The sequence below is a fragment of the Candidatus Thermoplasmatota archaeon genome, assembly GCA_018814355.1.
Taxonomy (GTDB): domain Archaea; phylum Thermoplasmatota; class Thermoplasmata; order UBA10834; family UBA10834; genus COMBO-56-21.
In genome coordinates, this window is the sequence record JAHIZT010000068.1 from 1 (window position 1) to 18676 (window position 18676).

Below are 18676 nucleotides of genomic sequence, written 5' to 3' on the forward strand. Positions count from 1 at the left end.
GCAACGCCTTGGTTGGCAGGCCCACCGTCAACGGGCCGATCGTAGCGACCGGTGACGCGGAGCATCGAACCTCCGTTGAGGTCAGTTACAAGCCACCCATTTCAATGGGTGGTAGTTGACACGACCCCACGAGCCAGTTGTACCACGTGCCCTGTGGTCCTCCTTCCTCCTCCGCGCCTACCGAGCAGAAGACCAAGGTCCTCTCGTTCACGAACGTCCCTGCCTTCCTCGCCTCTGAGAAGAGCCTCGCGAACTCCAGCATAGCCGCTATCGACGAGCTGTCGTCGTTCGCGCCCGCCCACCAGCAGTCTATGTGGCCCGATATCACGACATACTCGTTCGGCCTCGTCGTGCCGATCATATAGGCAGCCACGTTGACAGACTCGGCGAACTTCTCGGACAACATGTCCACCTGTCCATCGACCTTGAGGATGACTGGACCAGCCACCATCAGATCCTTGATGTGCGTGGCGGAGATCGGTGAAATCGACAGTGCCGGTATCGGCCCTCCGACGGAGTCCTGTTTTATCCCCTCGGGAAGGTCGGCCCCGGCGAAGTAACCATAGAACACGGCTGCGGAAGCGCCGTGCAGGCTAGCCTCGAACGCTGGGACGTTGTTCCATCCCTGGACGTTGTCGTCCCTGTGAATGAGGGCGATTGCTCCTGCGAGGTCACCGATCGCGTCGAACTCGTCCATCGTGCCGAGCCCACAGTAGACGACTGGGGCGACCAGCGTCTTGCCACCGTTCTCGTTGCCGAATGCGTACATCTTGTGATTCTCATGACCCCAGATCGAGTAACTGTCGCCGTATGTGGTCGTCTGGATGTCCTCGTATCCGTTCGACACGATTTGCATCGTGGTCCCGTAGTGTGTCCAGCTGGCGACCGGGAAGGTCTCCAATACGACCTTGTCCATCGCCATCGCGCTCAGCCGGTCATACACGTACCGTTGAGCGCTTCTTTCAGCCTCGGTCCCCGCGACCTTCTCTCCAAGGCCAGCAAGGTACGCGAGGTCGTTCCACGCGGCGGTGTAGTCCAGTCCGTCCAGGATCGCGACTTCCTCGCTGCTCAGGCCGGACGAGCTACCTGTGCCCGTCGCAGGTGCCCCGCCGCCGGACGGCATGAGCGCCGTGGTCACAAACATGAATCCGATCAATACTCCAACTAGTGCCTTTCTCAATGTCTCCCCCCAAGTCGACCCCGAGTCAGTAGCTCCCGGAGCCTCTCCCGGATGGTGCTTTCAAGACCTAAGAGTTCGCGCACATCGAGGGGCGGTTAATCTGATTGGAGCACCATCGCGATGACCCCGCCCCAGAAGACTACTGCTGCAATCATGCCTAGGACTGCCGCAAGAATCATCATGGCCTCCGGGCTGGAAGTCGAATCGCTGTTGAATGGGTTGAAGTCGGGATTTGATATGGTATTCGCCGCCCAGAAGAACCCGACAAGGTAGAAAAGGACGGCAAATGCGCCTATCACCATGCCCAGGACCGGCACTAGAGCGACTCTCGGTACGATGCCCAGTATGTTCCCCTGACCGGTGTTGAGGATCTCCGGCTGAGCCTCGATCGGGGGGAGTACCAGCCTGATGCCGCATTTCTCACAGAACATCGCCTTGTCGAGATTCTCCATCCCGCAGTTGAAGCACCTCAGCTCATTCCCTCACTGCCGTATCTGACCGTAGCTATATTGGGTTTTGCGGACAGGACGACTCGATACAGTTATCTTGGTGCATGGGCGTGCTCCTACCCGATGCTGATATCGGTCGTCGTGGGGACCCGCCCCGAGATCATCAAGATGGCGCCCGTATACTTCGCGCTCAAGAAGGCGAAGCTGTTGCCCAGGCTTGTTCACTCGGGCCAGCACTACGATTACAAGATGTCCAAGGTTTTCTTGGAGGAGCTTGGGCTCCCTGAGCCTGATTCGTTCCTGAGCGTTGGGTCAGGCTCTCCCGGCCAGCAGACGGGCGATGCTATCATCAAGTTCGAGAAGGAGTTCACAGACTCCAAGCCGGATTGCGTGCTGGTGGAGGGCGACACCAACACGGTCCTGGCAGCTGCAATAGGCGCGATGAAGAAGCATGTCGAGATAGGCCATGTGGAGGCCGGGCTCAGGAGCTACGACCTGAGGATGCCCGAGGAGCTGAACAGACGACTTACCGATCACGCGTCGAACTACCTTTTCGCGCCCACCGAGGGCTCCGTCAAGATACTGAAGGGCGAGGGTGTCTGGGGCAAGATATTCAAGACAGGCAACACGGTGATAGACGCCACTGTCAGGTACCTCCCGATCGCCATGAAAACTCCAAAGATCATGTGGGATGTCCCTTGGGAGAACTACGCTCTCGCCACGCTCCACAGGGCGGAGAACGTGGACAACCCGGAGACCCTGGAGAACATGGTCAGGGTGCTCAGAGAATCCCCTATACCCATCGTGCTCCCGCTTCATCCGAGGACTGATCTGAGGCTGAGGGAGTACAACCTCAAGGATAAGCTGGAGAAATCAAACAACGTCAAGCTGCTTCCGCCCACTGGCTACTTCGACATGCTCGTCCTTATGAAGAAATCGATGCTCATTATCACGGACTCTGGAGGTATACAGGAGGAGGCCTCATCGCCCGTGCTGAGGAAGCGCGCGTTCGTGATGAGGAAGAGCACGGAGCGGCCCGAGGCGGTCGCAGCGGGATACTGCAAGGTCGTCGGCACGAATGCTGACAAGGTCCTGAGGGAGCTCCGGAAGTTCGTGGAGGACCCTGATGTCAAGTTCAAGCCCTGTCCATACGGCAAGGGCGATTCAGGCGACAGGATCGCCTCCATACTGAAGAAAGAGCTGTGACATTGCGAGGAGGTCCAGCAATTCTCATATAGGGTGGATGTGGTTGGCCTGTCCAGATAGGGGCTGTTCCGTTTGCCGCAAAGCAAGAGACTCAGGAAGTGGTTCATGCTGCAGGTCTGGAGACTTCAGCAGATATCGCAGGTGATGACCCTTTTCCTACTCGCCTTGACCCAGGCCACCGTCCTGTGGGGGTTCCTGAAGTATAGAGGCGGGATTTTCAACAACCCCTACTTCATGATCCCGCTTATGCTGGTCATATTCGGTACCGCAATCTGGATGTCCTCGATTTTCTGGGATCTCAGGCTGAAGATGTGGCGGTACCAGGCGACCGTGCTAGTCGAGCGGAACCCGTACAGCAAGGAGAAGATGGCACCTAAGGAAATCGTTCTGTACGGCATGACCTGGCTCCCGGTGATGGAGAAATTGGGCGAGAACGACCCCAAGATGAGGGTGCAGGCGGAGGCGTTGCGGGCGTGGCTGAGGAAAGCCTCAAAGGCAGAGCCTAATCTCGAGGCGGACATGAAGGAGATCCTCGATTTCATCGGCGCGGATGCCCCGGACCACGTCATACGCCTCCAGAAAGGCGAGACCAAGTAGCATTCATCCCTCTCGCTTCACGACTCTTTTCCGGATGATGAGATAGTATAGTGGGCCGTAGACAGTCCCCGCTCGGTCCATGAAGCTCTCGAAGAGCACTCTCCCCACGGATTCCCCACTTCTTATTCTTCTGAGCCGCCAAAAGTCCACGAGGATCATCCTCTTGACCATCCAGGGGTACCTCCACAACAAAGGGAAGAAAGTCAGAGAGTAGAGGATCTTGTTCTTGATCCATTTGGTTGGATAATCCTCGGCGATCTTCATCCCGACGGCTTCCGACTCGTAGAGGCCTTCGTCGAAGACCGTGACTCCCCTGCCCAGTTTCCTCGCCCTTAGCGTGATATCGAGGTCGTCGCCGCCTGTGATTAGAGGGTCATAACCCTTCAGTGTCTCGAGGAAGAAAGCCCTCCTGAAGATCCATGCGTAGTGGGCGCCCGGGTTCTTCCCCCATCCGCCTATCATGAAGTCCGCGCCTTGTGCGAGCTCCTGGAACCTCTGGAGGCCGAACCTCGCTAAGAGGACGTCGTCATCGGCGATGCAAATCCAATCCGTCGTCGCGAGCTTGGCGCCCAGGTTCCTCGCCCTCAGTCTGTCGGCCGGGGTGAAGACAAACTTCGCCAAGACTGTCTTGCACAGATCCTCGACGGCCTGCCTATCTGTGGTCGACGAGTCGATGACTATCACCTCATCGAACCCCAGCGACGCGGCCTGAGGAAGAGTCTGCTTGAGGTGGTCGAGCTTGTCCTTCGTCGGGATGATGAGCGCGACCGTCTTCCGCTCCGTGGTCATCTCCAATTGGCTCCGGGGTTAGAGGGCCGAAGGGTTTGAAATACCTTGGTCTCAGATATCCCGCCATCGCATGGACGAGATCAGGGTCAGGCTGGGGGTCGTGGAGGGTGGCACTCATTCTCTCTACGACGAGCTCATAGAAGCGCCCCCCGAAGGGGTCGTCTACACGACCGAGGGCCGCGCTGGTCCCGATGGCGGTCGCTCGGACCGAGGAGGCTTCGGCCGCGGCCTGCGCAGGAACGGGTTGGTGAGAGCGTTCTCGGACCCGATATTCGCTCGTGCGCTCCCGGACAAGGGCGGCTCACCTCACGGGCTCTCCTACCGATTGAGCAGGTCGATGATGAGGCTCGCGGGCGGCAAGATGAACCCAGATGCCAAGGGGTTCGACGTGTTCCACTCGGCCGGGCATGGCATGGTCGAGAATACTCCCTGGATAGCCGAGAACGACATCCATTGGGTCGCGGATTTCGAGCATGTGGCCTCCCTGTTCGGATACTACGGTGACTGGAGAAAGAGGATCTATAAGAGAGGACCCAGAAGAGTCCTCGTGAAGCAGTTCTCTTCCCGATTCTGCAAGAGGCTCCTGCCATGGACAGACGCTGCGAGGCAGACTCTCGAGCACTGCGTTCCAGGGCCGGAGATACAGGAGAAGACCGAGGTACTCAGGCTCGCGATCAGGCCGGCCGGAAAGAGGCCGGCCAATCTACTGTCTCACGAGAAGGTGAGGATACTGTTCGTCGGGAGCATGAACTTCAGGGGAGAGTTCTGGTCGAAGGGCGGGTTCGAGGTGCTCGAGAGCTACCGCCTGCTCCGGGAAAGGCTTGGCGATGCGGTCGAGCTCGTATTCAGGTGCTGGATCCCGGAGGAGCTAAAGAAGAAATATGCCGACATGCCCGGCATTGAGACCGTCTGCGATATCCTTCCGAGAGAGCAGCTTGATCGCCTGTTCTGGGGCTCGGACATCTTCCTCTTTCCGTCTCACAACACGCCCGGGCTGGCGTTCCTCGAAGCCATGAGGTTCGGCCTTCCGGTCGTTGGCAAAGACATCTGGGCCAACGGTGAGACGGTGGAGGACGGGGTGACAGGGTTCCTCGTCAAGCCCTCAGAGAAGGCTCCATACTACCTTCCGGGCAACGTGCCCAACTGGAGCATGGATGCTGGGCCCTTCCTGAAGTACATGCAGGTCAGGGATGACAGGGTCATCGGGGAACTCGTGGACAGGCTCTCGAAGCTGGTGGAGGACTCCACCCTTCGAAAGAGGATGGGCGAAGCAGGAAGGCGCGAGGTGGAGGAAGGACGCGCGTCGATCAAGAAGAGGAATGTCCAGCTGAGGAAGATCTACGAGGAAGCTGCGAGGAGGTAGTCAGCCTGGCGGTGGGACGGCCTTCTCGTACTCCGCAAGGACTGACTGTGCGTGCGCCACGTAAGAATTGTTCTCCACGGCGTGCGCCCTCGCCGCGCTGCCCAGCTTCATCCGAAGGCCCGGGTCGGCAGCCAGTCTGATCGCTGCCTCCGCTATCGCTTCAGGATTCGCGGGCTCCACAACCAATCCAGTGATTCCATCCCTGACGGTCTCCTTCAGCCCGCCGACGGAGGTGACTATCACAGGCTTGGCACAGGCCATGCCCTCAAGCATCGACAACGATGTCGCCTCCTCGACCCCGGCCGAGAGGATGGACGGTATCACGATCACGTCCGCCGCGGCGTAATATTGGTACACATCGCGGTGTGGGATGCTCCCGACGAACCTGACGTGGTCCTTGACCCCGCCCTCTTTGGCCGTCGTTTCAAGGTTGCTCCTTTCGGGGCCATTCCCGGCAACTATCAAGAGCGCATTTGGATTTTTTTCGAGCAACGGGCGCATCGAGAGGACGGCATATAGAACGCCGTTCTTCGGCACGAGCCTCCTTGGGCACAGGAGCACGAGGCTCTCACCCGGAATGCCGAGGCTTGACCGACACGCCCTCCTCTTCTCTTCCGTGGGCGGGACGAATTCGTCGACATCGACTGCGTTCGGGATAGCCACTACCTTCGTCGTCCTGATATCGGGGTTGGAAAGGACGTAGTCCTTTATCCTCGAGTCGACGCAGATTATTCTCGTCGCGTGCACGTAGGCCTCCTTCTCGATCTCGAGGATCATCCTGTACTCGGGGGAGCCTTCGCTGATCTCCCCGTCGCTCGCGGCCTCGCGAGCGTAGTATCCGTGGAGCGTCAGAACCACCGGGGTCTCCTTGAACCTCCCGTCCTCGCGGAGGACCATTTCTGCCATCGCATCGTGTGGATTGACCAGGTCCGCCTTGCCCGCGTTCTTCCTCAGGTTTCGTCTGAGCTGCTCGGCGAACTGCATACTATAGTGGATATACCGCTTGTCATGGCTCTTCATGAGACGCCTCCTGACCGCGCCCGGCCAGAGGTGGAGGAGCTTGAATCCGAAAGTCGCTCGTGCAGACACTATCTGTGTGCGGACCCCGAGTCCTTCGAGCCCCTTGGCCAGAAGCCGTATGTGGGTATGCTTCCCCCCGACCCCTCCGCCCTTCGCGGGGTCGTCCATCGACAGCAGGAGCACCTTCGAGGTCGCCATGGACTATACCCCTAGCTCGTGCATGCTCTTGTCGAACGCGTCGGCGACGAACCGCAGATCCTCTTCCGTGAGGTACTGGTGGCAACCGATGTACATCCCGTTCCTTCCAAGAAACTCGGCGTTCTTGAGCTTCCCCCGGTACTGTTTCTTCAGATGCGCGTAGGCAGGCTGGTGGATAGGGATGCATCCAAACAGCGGCCTCGTCTCCACGACGTTCGACTCGAGCTGGACCTGGAGCCGCTCTCGGTTGATTCTCCTCCCGTCTTTGATCACGAGCGGATATCCGAGATAGCTGACATCGTCCGAGTAGGCTGGCAGCCTGAGGACGTCGGAGTGCTTCTCGAGGAGGTCGTTCAGCATCCTCACGTTCCTCCTTCTCTTCTCCGCTATCTGGTCGGCAATCTCGATCTGCGCCCTCGCGATGGCGGCCGGGAACTCCATCGTCTTGAAGTTGAACCCGATCTCGTCGTGCAGAAACCTCGGGTCGAGGCCGCCCTTCTTCATGTTGAACTTGGGGCACTTGCCTTCCGATCGGGTGCATCTGACGCAGTCGCAGAGCCTGCCGTTTGCTTTGATCTTCCGGACCCTTCTTGCGACCTCGATATCGTTCGTCAGGAAGGCCCCGAGCTCCCCTGCCTGGATGTTGTGGGCGATGTAGAATGAGAAACTGGACGCATCCGACAAGCTTCCTGCACGCCTGCCGTTGTACGTCGACCCGTGAGCCTGGGAGGAATCTTCGAAGACCTGGAGGCCGCGCTTCTTCGCGATTCTATTGATCCTGTTCATGTCGCACACGTAGCCCATGAGGTGCACCGGGAGCAGCATATCGACATTGCTCGCATCCTTCGATCCAAGCCTCTCCTCGATGGCGTCCACTGATATGCAGAATGTGTCTGGGTCGACGTCCGCGAAGACAGGCTTCATGCCAGCTATCACAATCGAGTTCACCGTCGCGATGTATGTCAGCGGAGATGTCATTACGGCCGTAGGGGTCTTGACAGCTGAACCCTTGCTCTTCATCGCCATCAGCCCGGCAATCAAGGCTGACGTCCCCGAGTTCACTGCGACCGCGTGCTTCATGCCAACATAGTTGGCGAAGGCCGTCTCGAAGTCCCTCGTCTCTCCGCCCTCCGAGATCCTCTCGGATTCGAGGACCCTCTCCACCGCCCGCCGGATATGCGGCTCGATCCTGAATTCGCCCACCTTGACCCGGATGTTCATCTGAGTACCACGCGTTCGCGGCCTGCGGGCCGCAAGATGGGAGTGCCCATCTATAGCGGTTTCGTACAGGGGGGCCTCCTCCTAGCTAGTGGGATAGTTCTAAGGCTATGTCGCCCATACACGCGGGGAGACGGGGAAATGAAGAAAGCACTCATAACTGGCATCACGGGCCAGGACGGATCCTACCTCGCGGAGCTGCTCCTGTCGAAAGGGTACGAGGTCCACGGACTGATCCGAAGGGCTAGCACATTCAACACATCGCGACTGGACCACATCTACAGGGATTTTCACGAGGCGGACGTGCACCTGTTCTTACACTATGGGGACCTCACGGACTCCGAGCAGGTGTCGAATATCATCTACAACATCGAGCCCGATGAGGTCTACAACCTCGGGGCTCAGAGCCATGTCAGGGTCAGCTTCGACGCGCCGACATACACTGGCAACGTGACGGCCCTCGGGACGACCAGGTTGCTCGAGGTCATCCGCAGGAGCAAGCTACCCATCAGGTTCTACCAGGCCTCCAGCTCGGAGATGTTCGGGTCGGCGAAGGCCCCTCAGAGCGAGAGCACGCCCTTCCAGCCCAGGAGCCCGTACGCGTGCTCTAAGGTCTACTCGTACTGGATGGTCAACAACTACCGGGAAGGCTATGACATCCACGCGAGCAACGGAATATTGTTCAACCACGAGAGCCCCAGGCGGGGGCCGACGTTCGTGACGAAGAAGGTGACACGTGCGGTCGTCTCGATAGCCGCGAAGAAGCAGGACGTAGTGTACCTTGGCAACCTCGATGCCCATAGGGACTGGGGGTACGCCCCTGAGTACGTGGAGGCGATGTGGAAGATGCTCCAGCTGGACAAGCCGGACGACTTCGTCCTTGGGACGGGCGAGACGCACTCTGTCGGTGAGTTCGTGGAGGCGGCGTTCTCGTACGCGGGCCTGAACCCGAAGAAGCATGTCAAGATCGACAAGCGCTACTTCAGGCCAACGGAGGTGGACTACCTGGTCGCGGACGCGTCCAAGGCCAGGAAGAAGCTCGGACTCGATCTCAAAGTCAAGTTCGGTGACCTAGTCAAGATCATGGTCGACGCCGACATGCGCGCGCTCGGCGTTGAAGCGGTCGGCGAGGGCGATAAGATCCTGAAGCGGAAGTTCCCGAAGAGATGGTGGGGGGCAGACTAGAGGATGGGCTTCTGGGACGGCAAGAGGGTCTTGGTCACTGGCGGAGCGGGATTCCTGGGGTCGTTCGTGGTCGAGCGGCTCATCTCCAAGGGAGTGCGCAACAGTGACTTGAGAATCCCCAGGATCGAGGATATCGATCTCAGAAAATGGGAATCCTGCGTCAAGGTCGTGAAGGACATCGATATCGTCCTGCACATTGCTGGCAGGGGCGGCGGGATCGGGGCCAACAGGGCCGCACCGGGCGAGATGTTCTACGACAATGCGACCATGGGGATACACCTCATGGAGGCAGCGCGACAAGCGGGCGTGGAAAAGTTTGTTATGACGGGGACGATCTGCTCCTACCCGAAGTTCACGCCGGTGCCGTTCAAGGAAGGGGAGCTGTGGAACGGTTATCCCGAGGAGACGAATGCCGCCTACGGACTCTCGAAGAAGATGCTCCTGGTCCAGGGGCAGGCGTACAGACAGCAGTACGGGTTCAACTCGATCCACCTTCTGCTCGTGAACCTCTACGGACCCAGAGATGACTTCAATCCCAAAACATCTCATGTGATCCCCGCGCTCATCAAGAAGTTCGCTGACGCCAAGGCGGAGAGCAGAGACAAAGTCGAGGTCTGGGGCACGGGGAACGCGTCGAGGGAGTTCCTGTATGTCGAGGACGCCGCCGAGGGCATGTGCCTTGCGGCTGAGAAGTACGGCGGGCCTGAGCCCGCGAACCTGGGCGCGGGCTTCGAGATCAAGGTCAAGGACCTTGTCGAGCTGATTGCCAGGCTGATGGATTTCAGAGGCGAGATAGTCTGGGACAGGACCAAGCCGGACGGGCAGCCCAGGCGGATGCTCGATGTGTCGAGGGCGGAGAAGCTCTTCGGGTTCAGGGCGAGGACGAGGTTCGAGGACGGCCTCAGGAAGACGATCGACTGGTATCTGGCGAATCGGAAGTGAGACACCAGGAGGTTGGAGGCTCCTTGTCGCTCTTCATCGAGTGGTTCTGAAGAACAGCCCGCCAGAAGCTGTTAAATAGCCTTCCAGTTCCTTTCGAGGCATGCCTGAGCCGATGAGCGGAAAGACCGATGTGCGGAGGAAGGGGAGGGTCCTGTTCGTGCACCCGACCAAATCGGCCTTCATCCAATCGGACATCGACCTCCTGAGCAGGCATTTCGACCTGCGCATCGTGGACGTCGGCTCACGAACGAGAAGCTTGCGGAACATGGTCGGGGCCTTTTGGGAGCTCTTGAGAGGAGCCATGTGGGCGGATGTCGCATTCTGCTGGTTCGTGGAAAGGCACACCAAATGGGCGGTTCGGATAGCGCGTGTTCTAGGCAAACCGTCGGTGGTCGTCGTTGGCGGATATGAGGTCGCCAAGGTTCCTGAGATCGGGCACGGATCCCTGCTGGATCCAAAGAAAGCCAAGATGGTGAAGCACGTGCTTGAACGAGCTACAGTGGTCCTTGCCGTTTCGGAGTTCAGCAGACAGGAGATCCTTGCTTGTTCGAGGCCCAGGCGCGTCGAGGTTTTGCACAATGGCGTCGACGCCGAGAGGTTCAGGTCCACGCCGCCAAAAGAGGACCTTGTGGTCACCGTGGGGGCTGTCAGCAAGCGCACAGTCAGGTTGAAAGGCATCGAGACCTTCGTGGCCTCGGCGTCATCCGTTCCTGATGCCCGATTCCTTGTAGTAGGCCCATGCTCAGACGATGTCGCCGAGCAGCTCAAGCAGGGCGCTCATAAGAATGTGTCCTTCCGCGGGTTCGTGCCACACGAAGAGCTTCTCGGAATCTATGGCAAGGCGAAGGTGTATTGCCAGCTGTCAATGTACGAGAGCTTCGGAGTGGCACTCGTCGAGGCCATGAGCTGCGAGTGTGTTCCGGTGGTGACGGCATGCGGCGCGCTTCCTGAGACTGTCGGAGACTCAGGGCTCATAGTGCCCTGGGAAGACGTTCAATCCTCCTCCAGGGCGATTCAGCAGGCCCTCAGAACTCCTGACGGCAAGAAGGCAAGAGAGCGGGCCATGAACATGTTCTCGATAGAGATCAGGGAGCGGGGACTCGTCCGAATAGTCGACGGACTGATTCGCGGACAAAGCGATGGATGAGTTTCCGAGCAGAAGGACATCTTGCGTTCTTCGCGATCTCTCGTCCACGGGACAATGTATCCGACGACGGTCGAAGGTTACGGGCCGCTCCCAACACCACCGGCTCATGGGGCTGCGCCTTTTAGGAATGAGTCGATCGCCTGCGCAATCCTCGCGCTCGCTCCAGCAGGTCCGAAGACCTTTGGCCTGTAGGCCGGAGGCGAGAATCCGGCGATGGCTTCCTTGATCTTCTTAGGATCCGCACCGACGAGCACATTCCACCTCGCATTGATGGTCTCGACCCACTCGGTATTGTCCCTGAGAGTGATGCAAGGCGTCCCAAGCAGGTAAGCCTCCTTCTGGAGGCCTCCTGAGTCAGTCAGGACACGAGCTGCGTTCGAGACGAGCCAGATGGCGTCCATGTGGCCCAGGGGCTTGGTCGTGATCACATTCTTGGGGATCGTTTTGCCAAGGTCGTAGTCCTCTAGCAGCTTCGCTGTCCGTGGATGAACGGAGAACACCGTGGTGACGCCCGAGTCGCCTACGGCCTTCAAGATCCCCTCTAGGTTCTTCTTCACATCCGTGTTCGAAGGACGATGGACCGTCAGGAATTGATACTCACCCTTCTTCAGCTTGAAGTGCTCGAGGATCTTCGAGTGCTTGTCCGCTGCCTTCTTGCTCTCCTCCAGGGCGTCGACCATGACATCGCCGACGACGTGGACGCCTTCCGTGATGCCCTCACGCTTGAGATTGTCCTTCGACACGTCGGTGGGGCAGAAAAGCAGCTTGGAGAGATGATCCGTCAGGACGCGGTTGAGCTCCTCTGGCATGCTCGTGTCATAGCTCCTCAGACCAGCCTCCACGTGAGCCACCGGGATGTTGAGTTTCGCGGCTGCCAGAGCGCCTGCGAGGGTCGAGTTGGTGTCCCCGAAGACGACGGCTAGTGCCGGTTGCTCGGCAATCAGGACCTTCTCGAGGGCTATGAGCATCTTGCCCGTTTGTTCGCCGTGGTCCGCCGAGCCTATCCCGAGGGCGTGGTCCGGCTTCGGTATCTTGAACTCAGAGAAGAAGTTACCAGCCATCTCGGCATCGTAGTGCTGGCCAGTGTCTATCAGCACTTCGCGGTGCCTCTTGCGGATCTCGCGCGAGAACGGAGCTAGTTTGATGAACTGCGGTCTTGCGCCCACGATCGATGCGATCTTCATGTGCTTCCGACCTAGATAAGTGGCTTCCACCACTGCTGGTTCGCGAGATACCAGTCTACGGTCTTCTTGAGCCCATCCTCGAACTTGATCTTTGGCTTCCAGCCCATCTTCCTGATTTGGTCCCAGTTGAGGGAATACCTGAAGTCGTGTCCAGGCCTGTCATCGACATACTTGATCAGGCTTTCGGGCTTCTTCATGTGCTTGAGGATGAGTTTCGCGACATCGATGTTCGGGACCTCGTTGCCGGAGCCGATGTTGATTATGTCACCCGGTTTCCCCTTGTTGAGCACGAGGTCGATCGCTCGGCAATTGTCATCAACATGGAGCCAATCCCTAACGTTCGTGCCCTTGCCGTAAATCGGCAGAGGATGGTCCCTCAGAGCCTTTATGATCAGGACCGGAACGAGTTTCTCAGGGTACTGGAACGGACCGTAGTTGTTCGACGACCGAGTGACCGTGACATTGAGGCCGTATGTGCGTACGTACGACCTCGCAAGGAGCTCGCCGCCTGCCTTGCTCGCCGAGTAGGGCGAGGACGGGTCGAGTATGTTCTCCTCGGAAAACGAGCCGGAGACGGTGGAGCCGTAGACCTCGTCCGTAGATATCTGGATAAACTTCTTCACGTCGCTCTTCCTTGCTTCCTCGAGCAAGGTGAAGACTCCAAGAACATCCGTCCTTACGAAGTCCTCGGGCGATGTTATGCTCCTGTCGACGTGGCTCTCGGCCGCGAAGTTGATGACGGAGTCGCATCCAGGAATCACATTGTGGACGACCTCCTTGTCGCAGATGTCCCCTTTGACGAAAGTGATCTTGTCCTTGACCTTTTCCAGGTTCTCCAACCTGCCTGCGTATGTGAGCTTGTCCAGGACGACTATCTCGATGCCGGGGTGCTGCTTCAGCATGTGCCTCACGAAGTTGCAGCCGATGAACCCGGCGCCGCCGGTAATCAGACATCGCATCAGTAGGTCCTCCGCTATCAGCAGTCGCAATCGGGTGCCAGGAGAAAAAGCTTCGCCATTGCCATGCACGGCCCATGCAATTCTCGCATCGGGTGTGCGCGGACCTGGTGTGTAATAACCAAAATGTATTATACTAAAATGTATTATACCATTTAGTATAGCACGGAAACGCAGGCTGCAGGTAACAGACATAACCGCATTCTGAGGAGCGCTATCCGGGGGCATGCTCGAGATGGATAACCCGTTCAAGTTCGGCGGATTGGTGACAGGCAAGGACTTTGCGGACAGAGAGAACGAGATGGATGAGATCCTGAGGGAGGTCCGCAGCGGCACGAACATCGTGATGTTCTCCCCCAGGCGCATGGGCAAATCCTCGCTCATGGCCGAGCTCATGCACAGGCACGGGGCGGAGTTCCTGTTCGTCTACGTCGATCTGTACGGCATCACGACCAAGACGCGCATGGTCGAGGTGTTCATGTCCGCCTTGGTGAGCTCCGTCTATGGCACCGTCAAGAAGGTCGCCGCTGGGATCAAGGATGTCATCAAGGGCTCCAGGCTCAGGCTGGTGATAAACGAGAAGGGCGAGCCCGGCGTGGAGTTCTCGGTCGGCGAGCCGAGCGTCCCGGAGATCCAGGACATGCTCGACATCCCCGAGGAGATCGCGAGGAAGAGGGGGAAACGCATCGTGATCGTGTTCGACGAGTTCCAGGAGATAGGTTCCCTGGACGGGGTGTCGCTGCTCAAGGCCATGAGGTCGAGGATCCAGGCTCACAGACATGTGTCGTACATCTTCGCCGGGAGCAAGAGACACATGCTCATGAGCATCTTCGAGGAGCGGGAAGGGGCATTCTTCAAGTCTGCCAAGCCTCTGGAACTGGGGCCGATTCCGAGGGCCGATTTCGAGAGATTCCTGGTGGACAGGTTCTCTGCTGCGGGCGGCCGCCTTGAACATGAGGCTGCACGTGCGATTGTCGAAACAGGCGGAGGCAACTCATATTATGTCCAGCAGATCGCTCACGAGCTGTTCAACATATCGACCCGGCCAAAATGGCCAGGGGACGTCGAGTCGGCTGTCGCCACTACGCTCGCCCATCAGTCGCCAGCATTCCAATTCCTCTGGGACTCGATCAAGAGCCGGACCCAGCGGCGGTACCTCATGGCGGTAGCCCGTGAAGGCAAGACAATGTCTCGGTCGGCGTTGATCGAGAGGTACGGTCTCAGATCTGCATCTCATGTACAGAGAGCGATTAAGCAGCTAGATGCGCGAGGCATCACGGAGGGCGGTGTCATCGTCGACCCGATGTTGGCGCTTTGGCTGAGGGGACTAACAGAGCGCAAGTCCTAGCGTGCGTGATGATGCCCTAAGGTTTCCTGCGCCAAAAATACCCTATTCCAGGATCGTTCCACTCGAGCCTGTACTCGTCCGGGGTCTTGTAGTTGTACAGCTCGGTAGGCGTGTTCACGACCCAGATGTCGTTGTCGTCCAGGGGCGTGAAGCCGTGGTACACGAACGGTGGGATCTTGATGAATCTCGGTTCCTTCTCCCAGACCTCGATCTCCTGGACGATACCCTTGGTCTTCGAGTTCTCCCTGGCGTCGTACAGCGCGATGAGGGCATTGCCTCTGATAGGAACAAAGTGGTCCCACTGGAGCTTGTGGTAGTGCCAGCCCTTGACGACGCCCGGTTTGCACGTGGTCATGTAGGTCTGGCCGAACTTCTGGAACTCCGGCCAATCGCTCCTGAAGATCTCCATGAGCCATCCGCGATCGTCAACGATCCTCCTGAGGGGCTTGACGACCACTCCATCGATGGAACCCAACATCATCGTCATGTCGACCGCCAAGAAAAGGCTCAGGACATATTAACTTGTCTCAGAGGGTCTCGATGCCGTCCAGACAGGCTGATGGTGCACAGGTGGGATAAAAAGCCTTCAACGGTCCTCGGCTGGTCAAAAACGCCCCTTCAGCAAACCTTGATATAGCCTCCAAACCAAAAGTCAGTCATCAGTGAAGGGCATGGTCTCACATGGCATCTGCATATTGCTCCTAGGAGTCGCGTCATGCGCTCTTATCGTTTCATCTCTAACGGTATCGATCAGGAGCAATGACGTCTCGGTCATTCCCGAAAGCGACGTTCAAGCCGATACATCGGGGATAACGGTGACGATCTTCGAGCTCAGTGAAGGCGTCTCGCAGTACAACTTCACGCTGTCCCAGCTTGTTTCCACTGGTGGTTCGTTCAGGACGCCAGCGCTCTACAACGAGACTTACACAGTGTCTTCCGACGGAAACAACATAACGATTGGGTGCTGCCATTTCCCCCCGTTCAACCGCACGGGAGTCTCGACCGGTAATAACATCGTAGCCGTCAGGATGAACGGAGTTTCCGGACACCCGTCGGGACTCTGGGCATCTGTCGTTGTGAGCTATTCTCTCGGATATGGCGGGATCGCCGAGTCCCGGTTCAACGCGCTCGGACCGGCTGATCAGCTCGGTCCTTATGATGATTACCTGAGCACCTTCATGGGTGACTTCACGAGCGAGATCGTCCTTGGATTCGCGGAGGCTACCCCTGCGATCACAGCGACTCTGGACTTCGACCCTGACACAGTCAACCTAGCGAGTAAGGGCAAGTGGGTCGTCGCGTACATCGAGCTCCCGGACGGATACAATGTGGGAGATGTCGTTGTGGCGAGCCTGGTACTGAACGACGCCGTCCCGGCTGACTTGTCGCACAAGGCGACCGTCGGCGATGCGGACAGGGACGGCGTCCCGGACCTGATGGTCAAGTTCAGCAGAGAGGCTTTGCAGCAGCATCTGGTCGTCGGCCCGGACCAGAGAGTGGTCGTTTCAGGGGCTCTGTCGAACGGCACGATGTTCGCGAGCTGCGACATGATCAAGGTCATCGACGGCGGGGCGAAGGGATAGACGGGAGTCCCTGCGGTCCCAAGCCACGAAAACAATAATAAACCGGCAACGCCTCAATGCCTTGCCTCAGGGAAACTGGTTTTCATGGCGGACAAGAAGAAGCTGCTAGTGATTGGTGCGTCGGGACTCTTGGGTTCCAGATTGATGCAGCAAGCCGGTGCGAAGTACGCCGCACAGGGCACTTACAACCCAGAGGTGGATGGGAAGTCGTTTTGGCGTCTCGAACCACTGGACATCGGCTCCAAGGACGAGGTGAAGAAGCTCTTCGAGAAGGTGAAGCCCGAGGTCACCATCCTTTGCGCCGCGATGACGAACGTGGACGCGTGCGAGACGAAGCCCTTGATAGCCAACAGGGTGAACGCAACGGGCCCTGAGCTCGTGGCGCGGTCATGCAGGAAGATGGATGTAAGATTGGTTCATGTGTCCACGGATTACGTGTTCGACGGTCGGAAGACGAGGAAGTACACTGAGGAGGACGTCCCAAGGCCGATCTCAGTGTACGGTTCCAGCAAGCTCTCGGGCGAGAGGTCTGTGTTGTCCACCCTGCCCGAGGCGGTCGTTGCGAGGCCCGCGGTCTTGTACGGTTGGAGCCCGCTGGAGGACAAGGACAACTTCGTGACATGGGTCCTGAAGAAGCTCCGGAAGGGCGAGAAGGTCACGATGTTCGAGGACCAGCGGATATCCCCGACTTTCGCGGACGACCTCGCGAGGACGCTGCTGGATCTTGCGAGTATGGATGTCAAGGGCATATGGCATGTTTCCGGCCCTGACTGTCTTGACAGGCCCACTTGCGGACGCATGACCGCGAAGGCGTTCGAGCTGGATGACAAGCTCGTTGTGCCAGTGCCATCATCGAGCGTGAGCCTGCCGGCCAAGAGGCCGAAGTACTCTTGTCTCGATGTGAGCAAGGTCGAGAAGCTGCTGGGAAGGAAGATGGTGTCGTTCGAGGACGGTCTCAGTTCGATGAGATCTCAGGAACCGAAGAAACGGTGATCGTCGGCCTATCTTCTCAGCCGTTCGAGGACCCAGTCGACTGCTTCCATGAATGTCTCGGTTCTGAAATCGGGTTCGTCCTTTGACTCCCGGATCTCCTTGTCGACATTGTACTGATCCCCAGGTTCTGGAACAAGCACCGCCTTCGCCCCGACCGCGTGCGCCATCTCCACGTCCAGCATACGGTCGCCTATGACGAATGATTTCGCGATGTCGAACCCGTGCTTCTCCTTGGCCCGGAGGAGCATTCCGGGCTTGGGCTTCCTGCAGCTGCAGCCCTCATCGGGCCGGTGCGGGCAGTAGAAGATGTCGTCCAGCTTTGCCCCGTGCGCGGCCAATATCTGTCTGAGCCGGTCGTGCATGGCGTGGAGCCCCTCTTCCGTGAAATAGCCTCTTCCTACGCCCGATTGGTTGGTCACGACGACTACGGGAATGTCCGCCTCGTTCAGCTTCTTGATCCCGTCCGTGACCGTGGGTATGAGATCGATGTCCGCCGGGTCGGACATGTAGTGCTTGTCGAAGCACATGGTCCCGTCCCGGTCGACGAAAACGGCGAACTTGGCGCTGCTTGGCATCTCTACCTCAGGGCCCCTTCTGGCCAGCGCAGTCCGGAGAGTCGCGGAGTATCAGCGAGAGCATGTGTTCTATCACCAGGTGGATGTCCTCTATCTGCTGCATCGTGTGGTTCGGGACGACATAGCATATCTTGGCCAGCTGCGCCATCTTGCCGCCGTCGAAGCCTGTGAGGCCGATCGTCAGCGCTCCCTCATCGTTCGCGTAGTGAAGTGCCTTGAGCACGTTTGATGAGTTGCCGGAGCCGCTGAAGCCTATGACCACATCCCCTTTCTCGAGATGGTTCCTGAGCTGCTCGACGAAGATGTCGTCATACGAGGAGTCGTTCGCCCACGCGAGCATCGCGGGGATGTTGTCCGTGAGGGCCACCGCCTTGAATCGACGTGCGTCTTTTCTGTTGGATCCCTTGTTCAGGTCGGATGCCATGTGGGATGCGGTTGAGGCGCTCCCGCCGTTGCCGCAGATGTAGACGCGCTTTCCCGAGTCCCTTGCCTTGACTAGGGCGGAGACGATCTCCTCCGCCTTGAACGGCAGGTCCTTCTCCATGTGCTCCAGGGTCTTGGCCACCTCGTCCAGGTACTTGACAGATCGAGAGTTCACATCGCCCATCAGAAATCATCTCCGACGTAGATTATCTTGGAGCCCTGAGGCTCTACCTTGAACTCCAGGTCCTTCATGCCCGTGAGCGCGTTCCTCACGGACCAGTGGCTCTCGGGCGGGACGAAGAGCACCAGAAATCCCCCGC

19 protein-coding genes are annotated in these 18676 nt (G+C 58.5%); 9 read left to right on the forward strand and 10 right to left on the reverse strand.

Going from position 1 to position 18676, the window contains the following annotated elements:
- Positions 1 to 85 precede the first annotated feature (85 nt).
- Entirely contained in the window at positions 86 to 1180 is a 1095-nt protein-coding gene (locus tag KJ653_04835) for a M28 family peptidase (protein ID MBU0685157.1), read from the reverse strand.
- A gap of 95 nt (positions 1181 to 1275) precedes the next feature.
- Positions 1276 to 1632 (reverse strand): hypothetical protein, encoded by a 357-nt coding sequence (locus tag KJ653_04840; GenBank protein ID MBU0685158.1) that lies wholly within the window; start codon positions 1630 to 1632, stop codon positions 1276 to 1278.
- A gap of 120 nt (positions 1633 to 1752) precedes the next feature.
- Between KJ653_04840 and wecB (KJ653_04845) the strand changes: the two genes are divergently transcribed.
- Together wecB (KJ653_04845) and KJ653_04850 are read left to right on the forward strand one after the other, a co-directional pair.
- Positions 1753 to 2835: a UDP-N-acetylglucosamine 2-epimerase (non-hydrolyzing) gene (wecB, locus tag KJ653_04845; GenBank protein MBU0685159.1), complete on the forward strand. Its 1083-nt coding sequence runs from the start codon at positions 1753 to 1755 to the stop codon at positions 2833 to 2835.
- A 72-nt stretch (positions 2836 to 2907) separates the two neighbouring features.
- Entirely contained in the window at positions 2908 to 3432 is a 525-nt protein-coding gene (locus KJ653_04850) for a hypothetical protein (GenBank protein MBU0685160.1), read from the forward strand.
- Between the two features lie 3 nt (positions 3433 to 3435).
- Here KJ653_04850 and KJ653_04855 read toward each other — a convergent pair whose 3' ends face one another.
- Entirely contained in the window at positions 3436 to 4221 is a 786-nt protein-coding gene (locus KJ653_04855) for a glycosyltransferase family 2 protein (protein MBU0685161.1), read from the reverse strand.
- A gap of 70 nt (positions 4222 to 4291) precedes the next feature.
- Here KJ653_04855 and KJ653_04860 point away from each other — a divergent pair, with 70 nt between their 5' ends.
- Positions 4292 to 5584, forward strand: coding sequence for a glycosyltransferase family 4 protein (locus tag KJ653_04860; protein ID MBU0685162.1), 1293 nt, complete (start codon positions 4292 to 4294; stop codon positions 5582 to 5584).
- Here KJ653_04860 and KJ653_04865 read toward each other — a convergent pair whose 3' ends face one another.
- Positions 5585 to 6802 carry a glycosyltransferase family 4 protein gene (locus tag KJ653_04865; protein MBU0685163.1) on the reverse strand — a complete coding sequence of 406 codons (1218 nt, stop codon included), beginning with the start codon at positions 6800 to 6802 and terminating at the stop codon, positions 5585 to 5587.
- A 3-nt stretch (positions 6803 to 6805) separates the two neighbouring features.
- The gene (locus KJ653_04870) at positions 6806 to 8023 is read right to left on the reverse strand and encodes a DegT/DnrJ/EryC1/StrS family aminotransferase (GenBank protein ID MBU0685164.1); all 1218 of its coding nucleotides are present in this window, start codon (positions 8021 to 8023) and stop codon (positions 6806 to 6808) included.
- A gap of 138 nt (positions 8024 to 8161) precedes the next feature.
- Here KJ653_04870 and gmd point away from each other — a divergent pair, with 138 nt between their 5' ends.
- From gmd to KJ653_04885, 3 genes are all read left to right on the forward strand, one after another.
- The gene (gmd, locus tag KJ653_04875) at positions 8162 to 9205 is read left to right on the forward strand and encodes a GDP-mannose 4,6-dehydratase (GenBank protein MBU0685165.1); all 1044 of its coding nucleotides are present in this window, start codon (positions 8162 to 8164) and stop codon (positions 9203 to 9205) included.
- Positions 9206 to 9208: 3 nt separating this feature from the next.
- On the forward strand, positions 9209 to 10147 hold the full coding sequence (locus KJ653_04880; GenBank protein ID MBU0685166.1) for an NAD-dependent epimerase/dehydratase family protein: 939 nt from the start codon (positions 9209 to 9211) through the stop codon (positions 10145 to 10147).
- A gap of 100 nt (positions 10148 to 10247) precedes the next feature.
- Entirely contained in the window at positions 10248 to 11294 is a 1047-nt protein-coding gene (locus KJ653_04885; protein ID MBU0685167.1) for a glycosyltransferase, read from the forward strand.
- 104 nt (positions 11295 to 11398) lie between these two features.
- Here KJ653_04885 and wecB (KJ653_04890) read toward each other — a convergent pair whose 3' ends face one another.
- Positions 11399 to 12478 (reverse strand): UDP-N-acetylglucosamine 2-epimerase (non-hydrolyzing), encoded by a 1080-nt coding sequence (wecB, locus tag KJ653_04890; GenBank protein ID MBU0685168.1) that lies wholly within the window; start codon positions 12476 to 12478, stop codon positions 11399 to 11401.
- 11 nt (positions 12479 to 12489) lie between these two features.
- Positions 12490 to 13437: a dTDP-glucose 4,6-dehydratase gene (gene rfbB, locus KJ653_04895; GenBank protein ID MBU0685169.1), complete on the reverse strand. Its 948-nt coding sequence runs from the start codon at positions 13435 to 13437 to the stop codon at positions 12490 to 12492.
- 223 nt (positions 13438 to 13660) lie between these two features.
- Between rfbB and KJ653_04900 the strand changes: the two genes are divergently transcribed.
- Complete coding sequence (locus KJ653_04900) at positions 13661 to 14782, forward strand: ATP-binding protein (GenBank protein ID MBU0685170.1); 1122 nt, start codon at positions 13661 to 13663, stop codon at positions 14780 to 14782.
- 16 nt (positions 14783 to 14798) lie between these two features.
- On the opposite strand, the gene KJ653_04905 is transcribed toward KJ653_04900, so the two are convergent.
- Entirely contained in the window at positions 14799 to 15257 is a 459-nt protein-coding gene (locus KJ653_04905) for a dTDP-4-dehydrorhamnose 3,5-epimerase family protein (GenBank protein MBU0685171.1), read from the reverse strand.
- Between the two features lie 187 nt (positions 15258 to 15444).
- On the opposite strand from KJ653_04905, the gene KJ653_04910 reads away from it, so the two are divergent.
- On the forward strand, positions 15445 to 16365 hold the full coding sequence (locus tag KJ653_04910; protein ID MBU0685172.1) for a hypothetical protein: 921 nt from the start codon (positions 15445 to 15447) through the stop codon (positions 16363 to 16365).
- Positions 16366 to 16449: 84 nt separating this feature from the next.
- Positions 16450 to 17358: a dTDP-4-dehydrorhamnose reductase gene (gene rfbD / locus KJ653_04915; protein ID MBU0685173.1), complete on the forward strand. Its 909-nt coding sequence runs from the start codon at positions 16450 to 16452 to the stop codon at positions 17356 to 17358.
- A gap of 8 nt (positions 17359 to 17366) precedes the next feature.
- On the opposite strand, the gene KJ653_04920 is transcribed toward rfbD, so the two are convergent.
- Both KJ653_04920 and KJ653_04925 read right to left on the reverse strand, forming a co-directional pair.
- Positions 17367 to 17933, reverse strand: a complete 567-nt coding sequence (locus KJ653_04920) for an HAD family hydrolase (GenBank protein ID MBU0685174.1) — start codon at positions 17931 to 17933, stop codon at positions 17367 to 17369.
- Positions 17934 to 17940: 7 nt separating this feature from the next.
- Complete coding sequence (locus KJ653_04925) at positions 17941 to 18540, reverse strand: SIS domain-containing protein (GenBank protein ID MBU0685175.1); 600 nt, start codon at positions 18538 to 18540, stop codon at positions 17941 to 17943.
- Positions 18541 to 18676 lie beyond the last annotated feature (136 nt).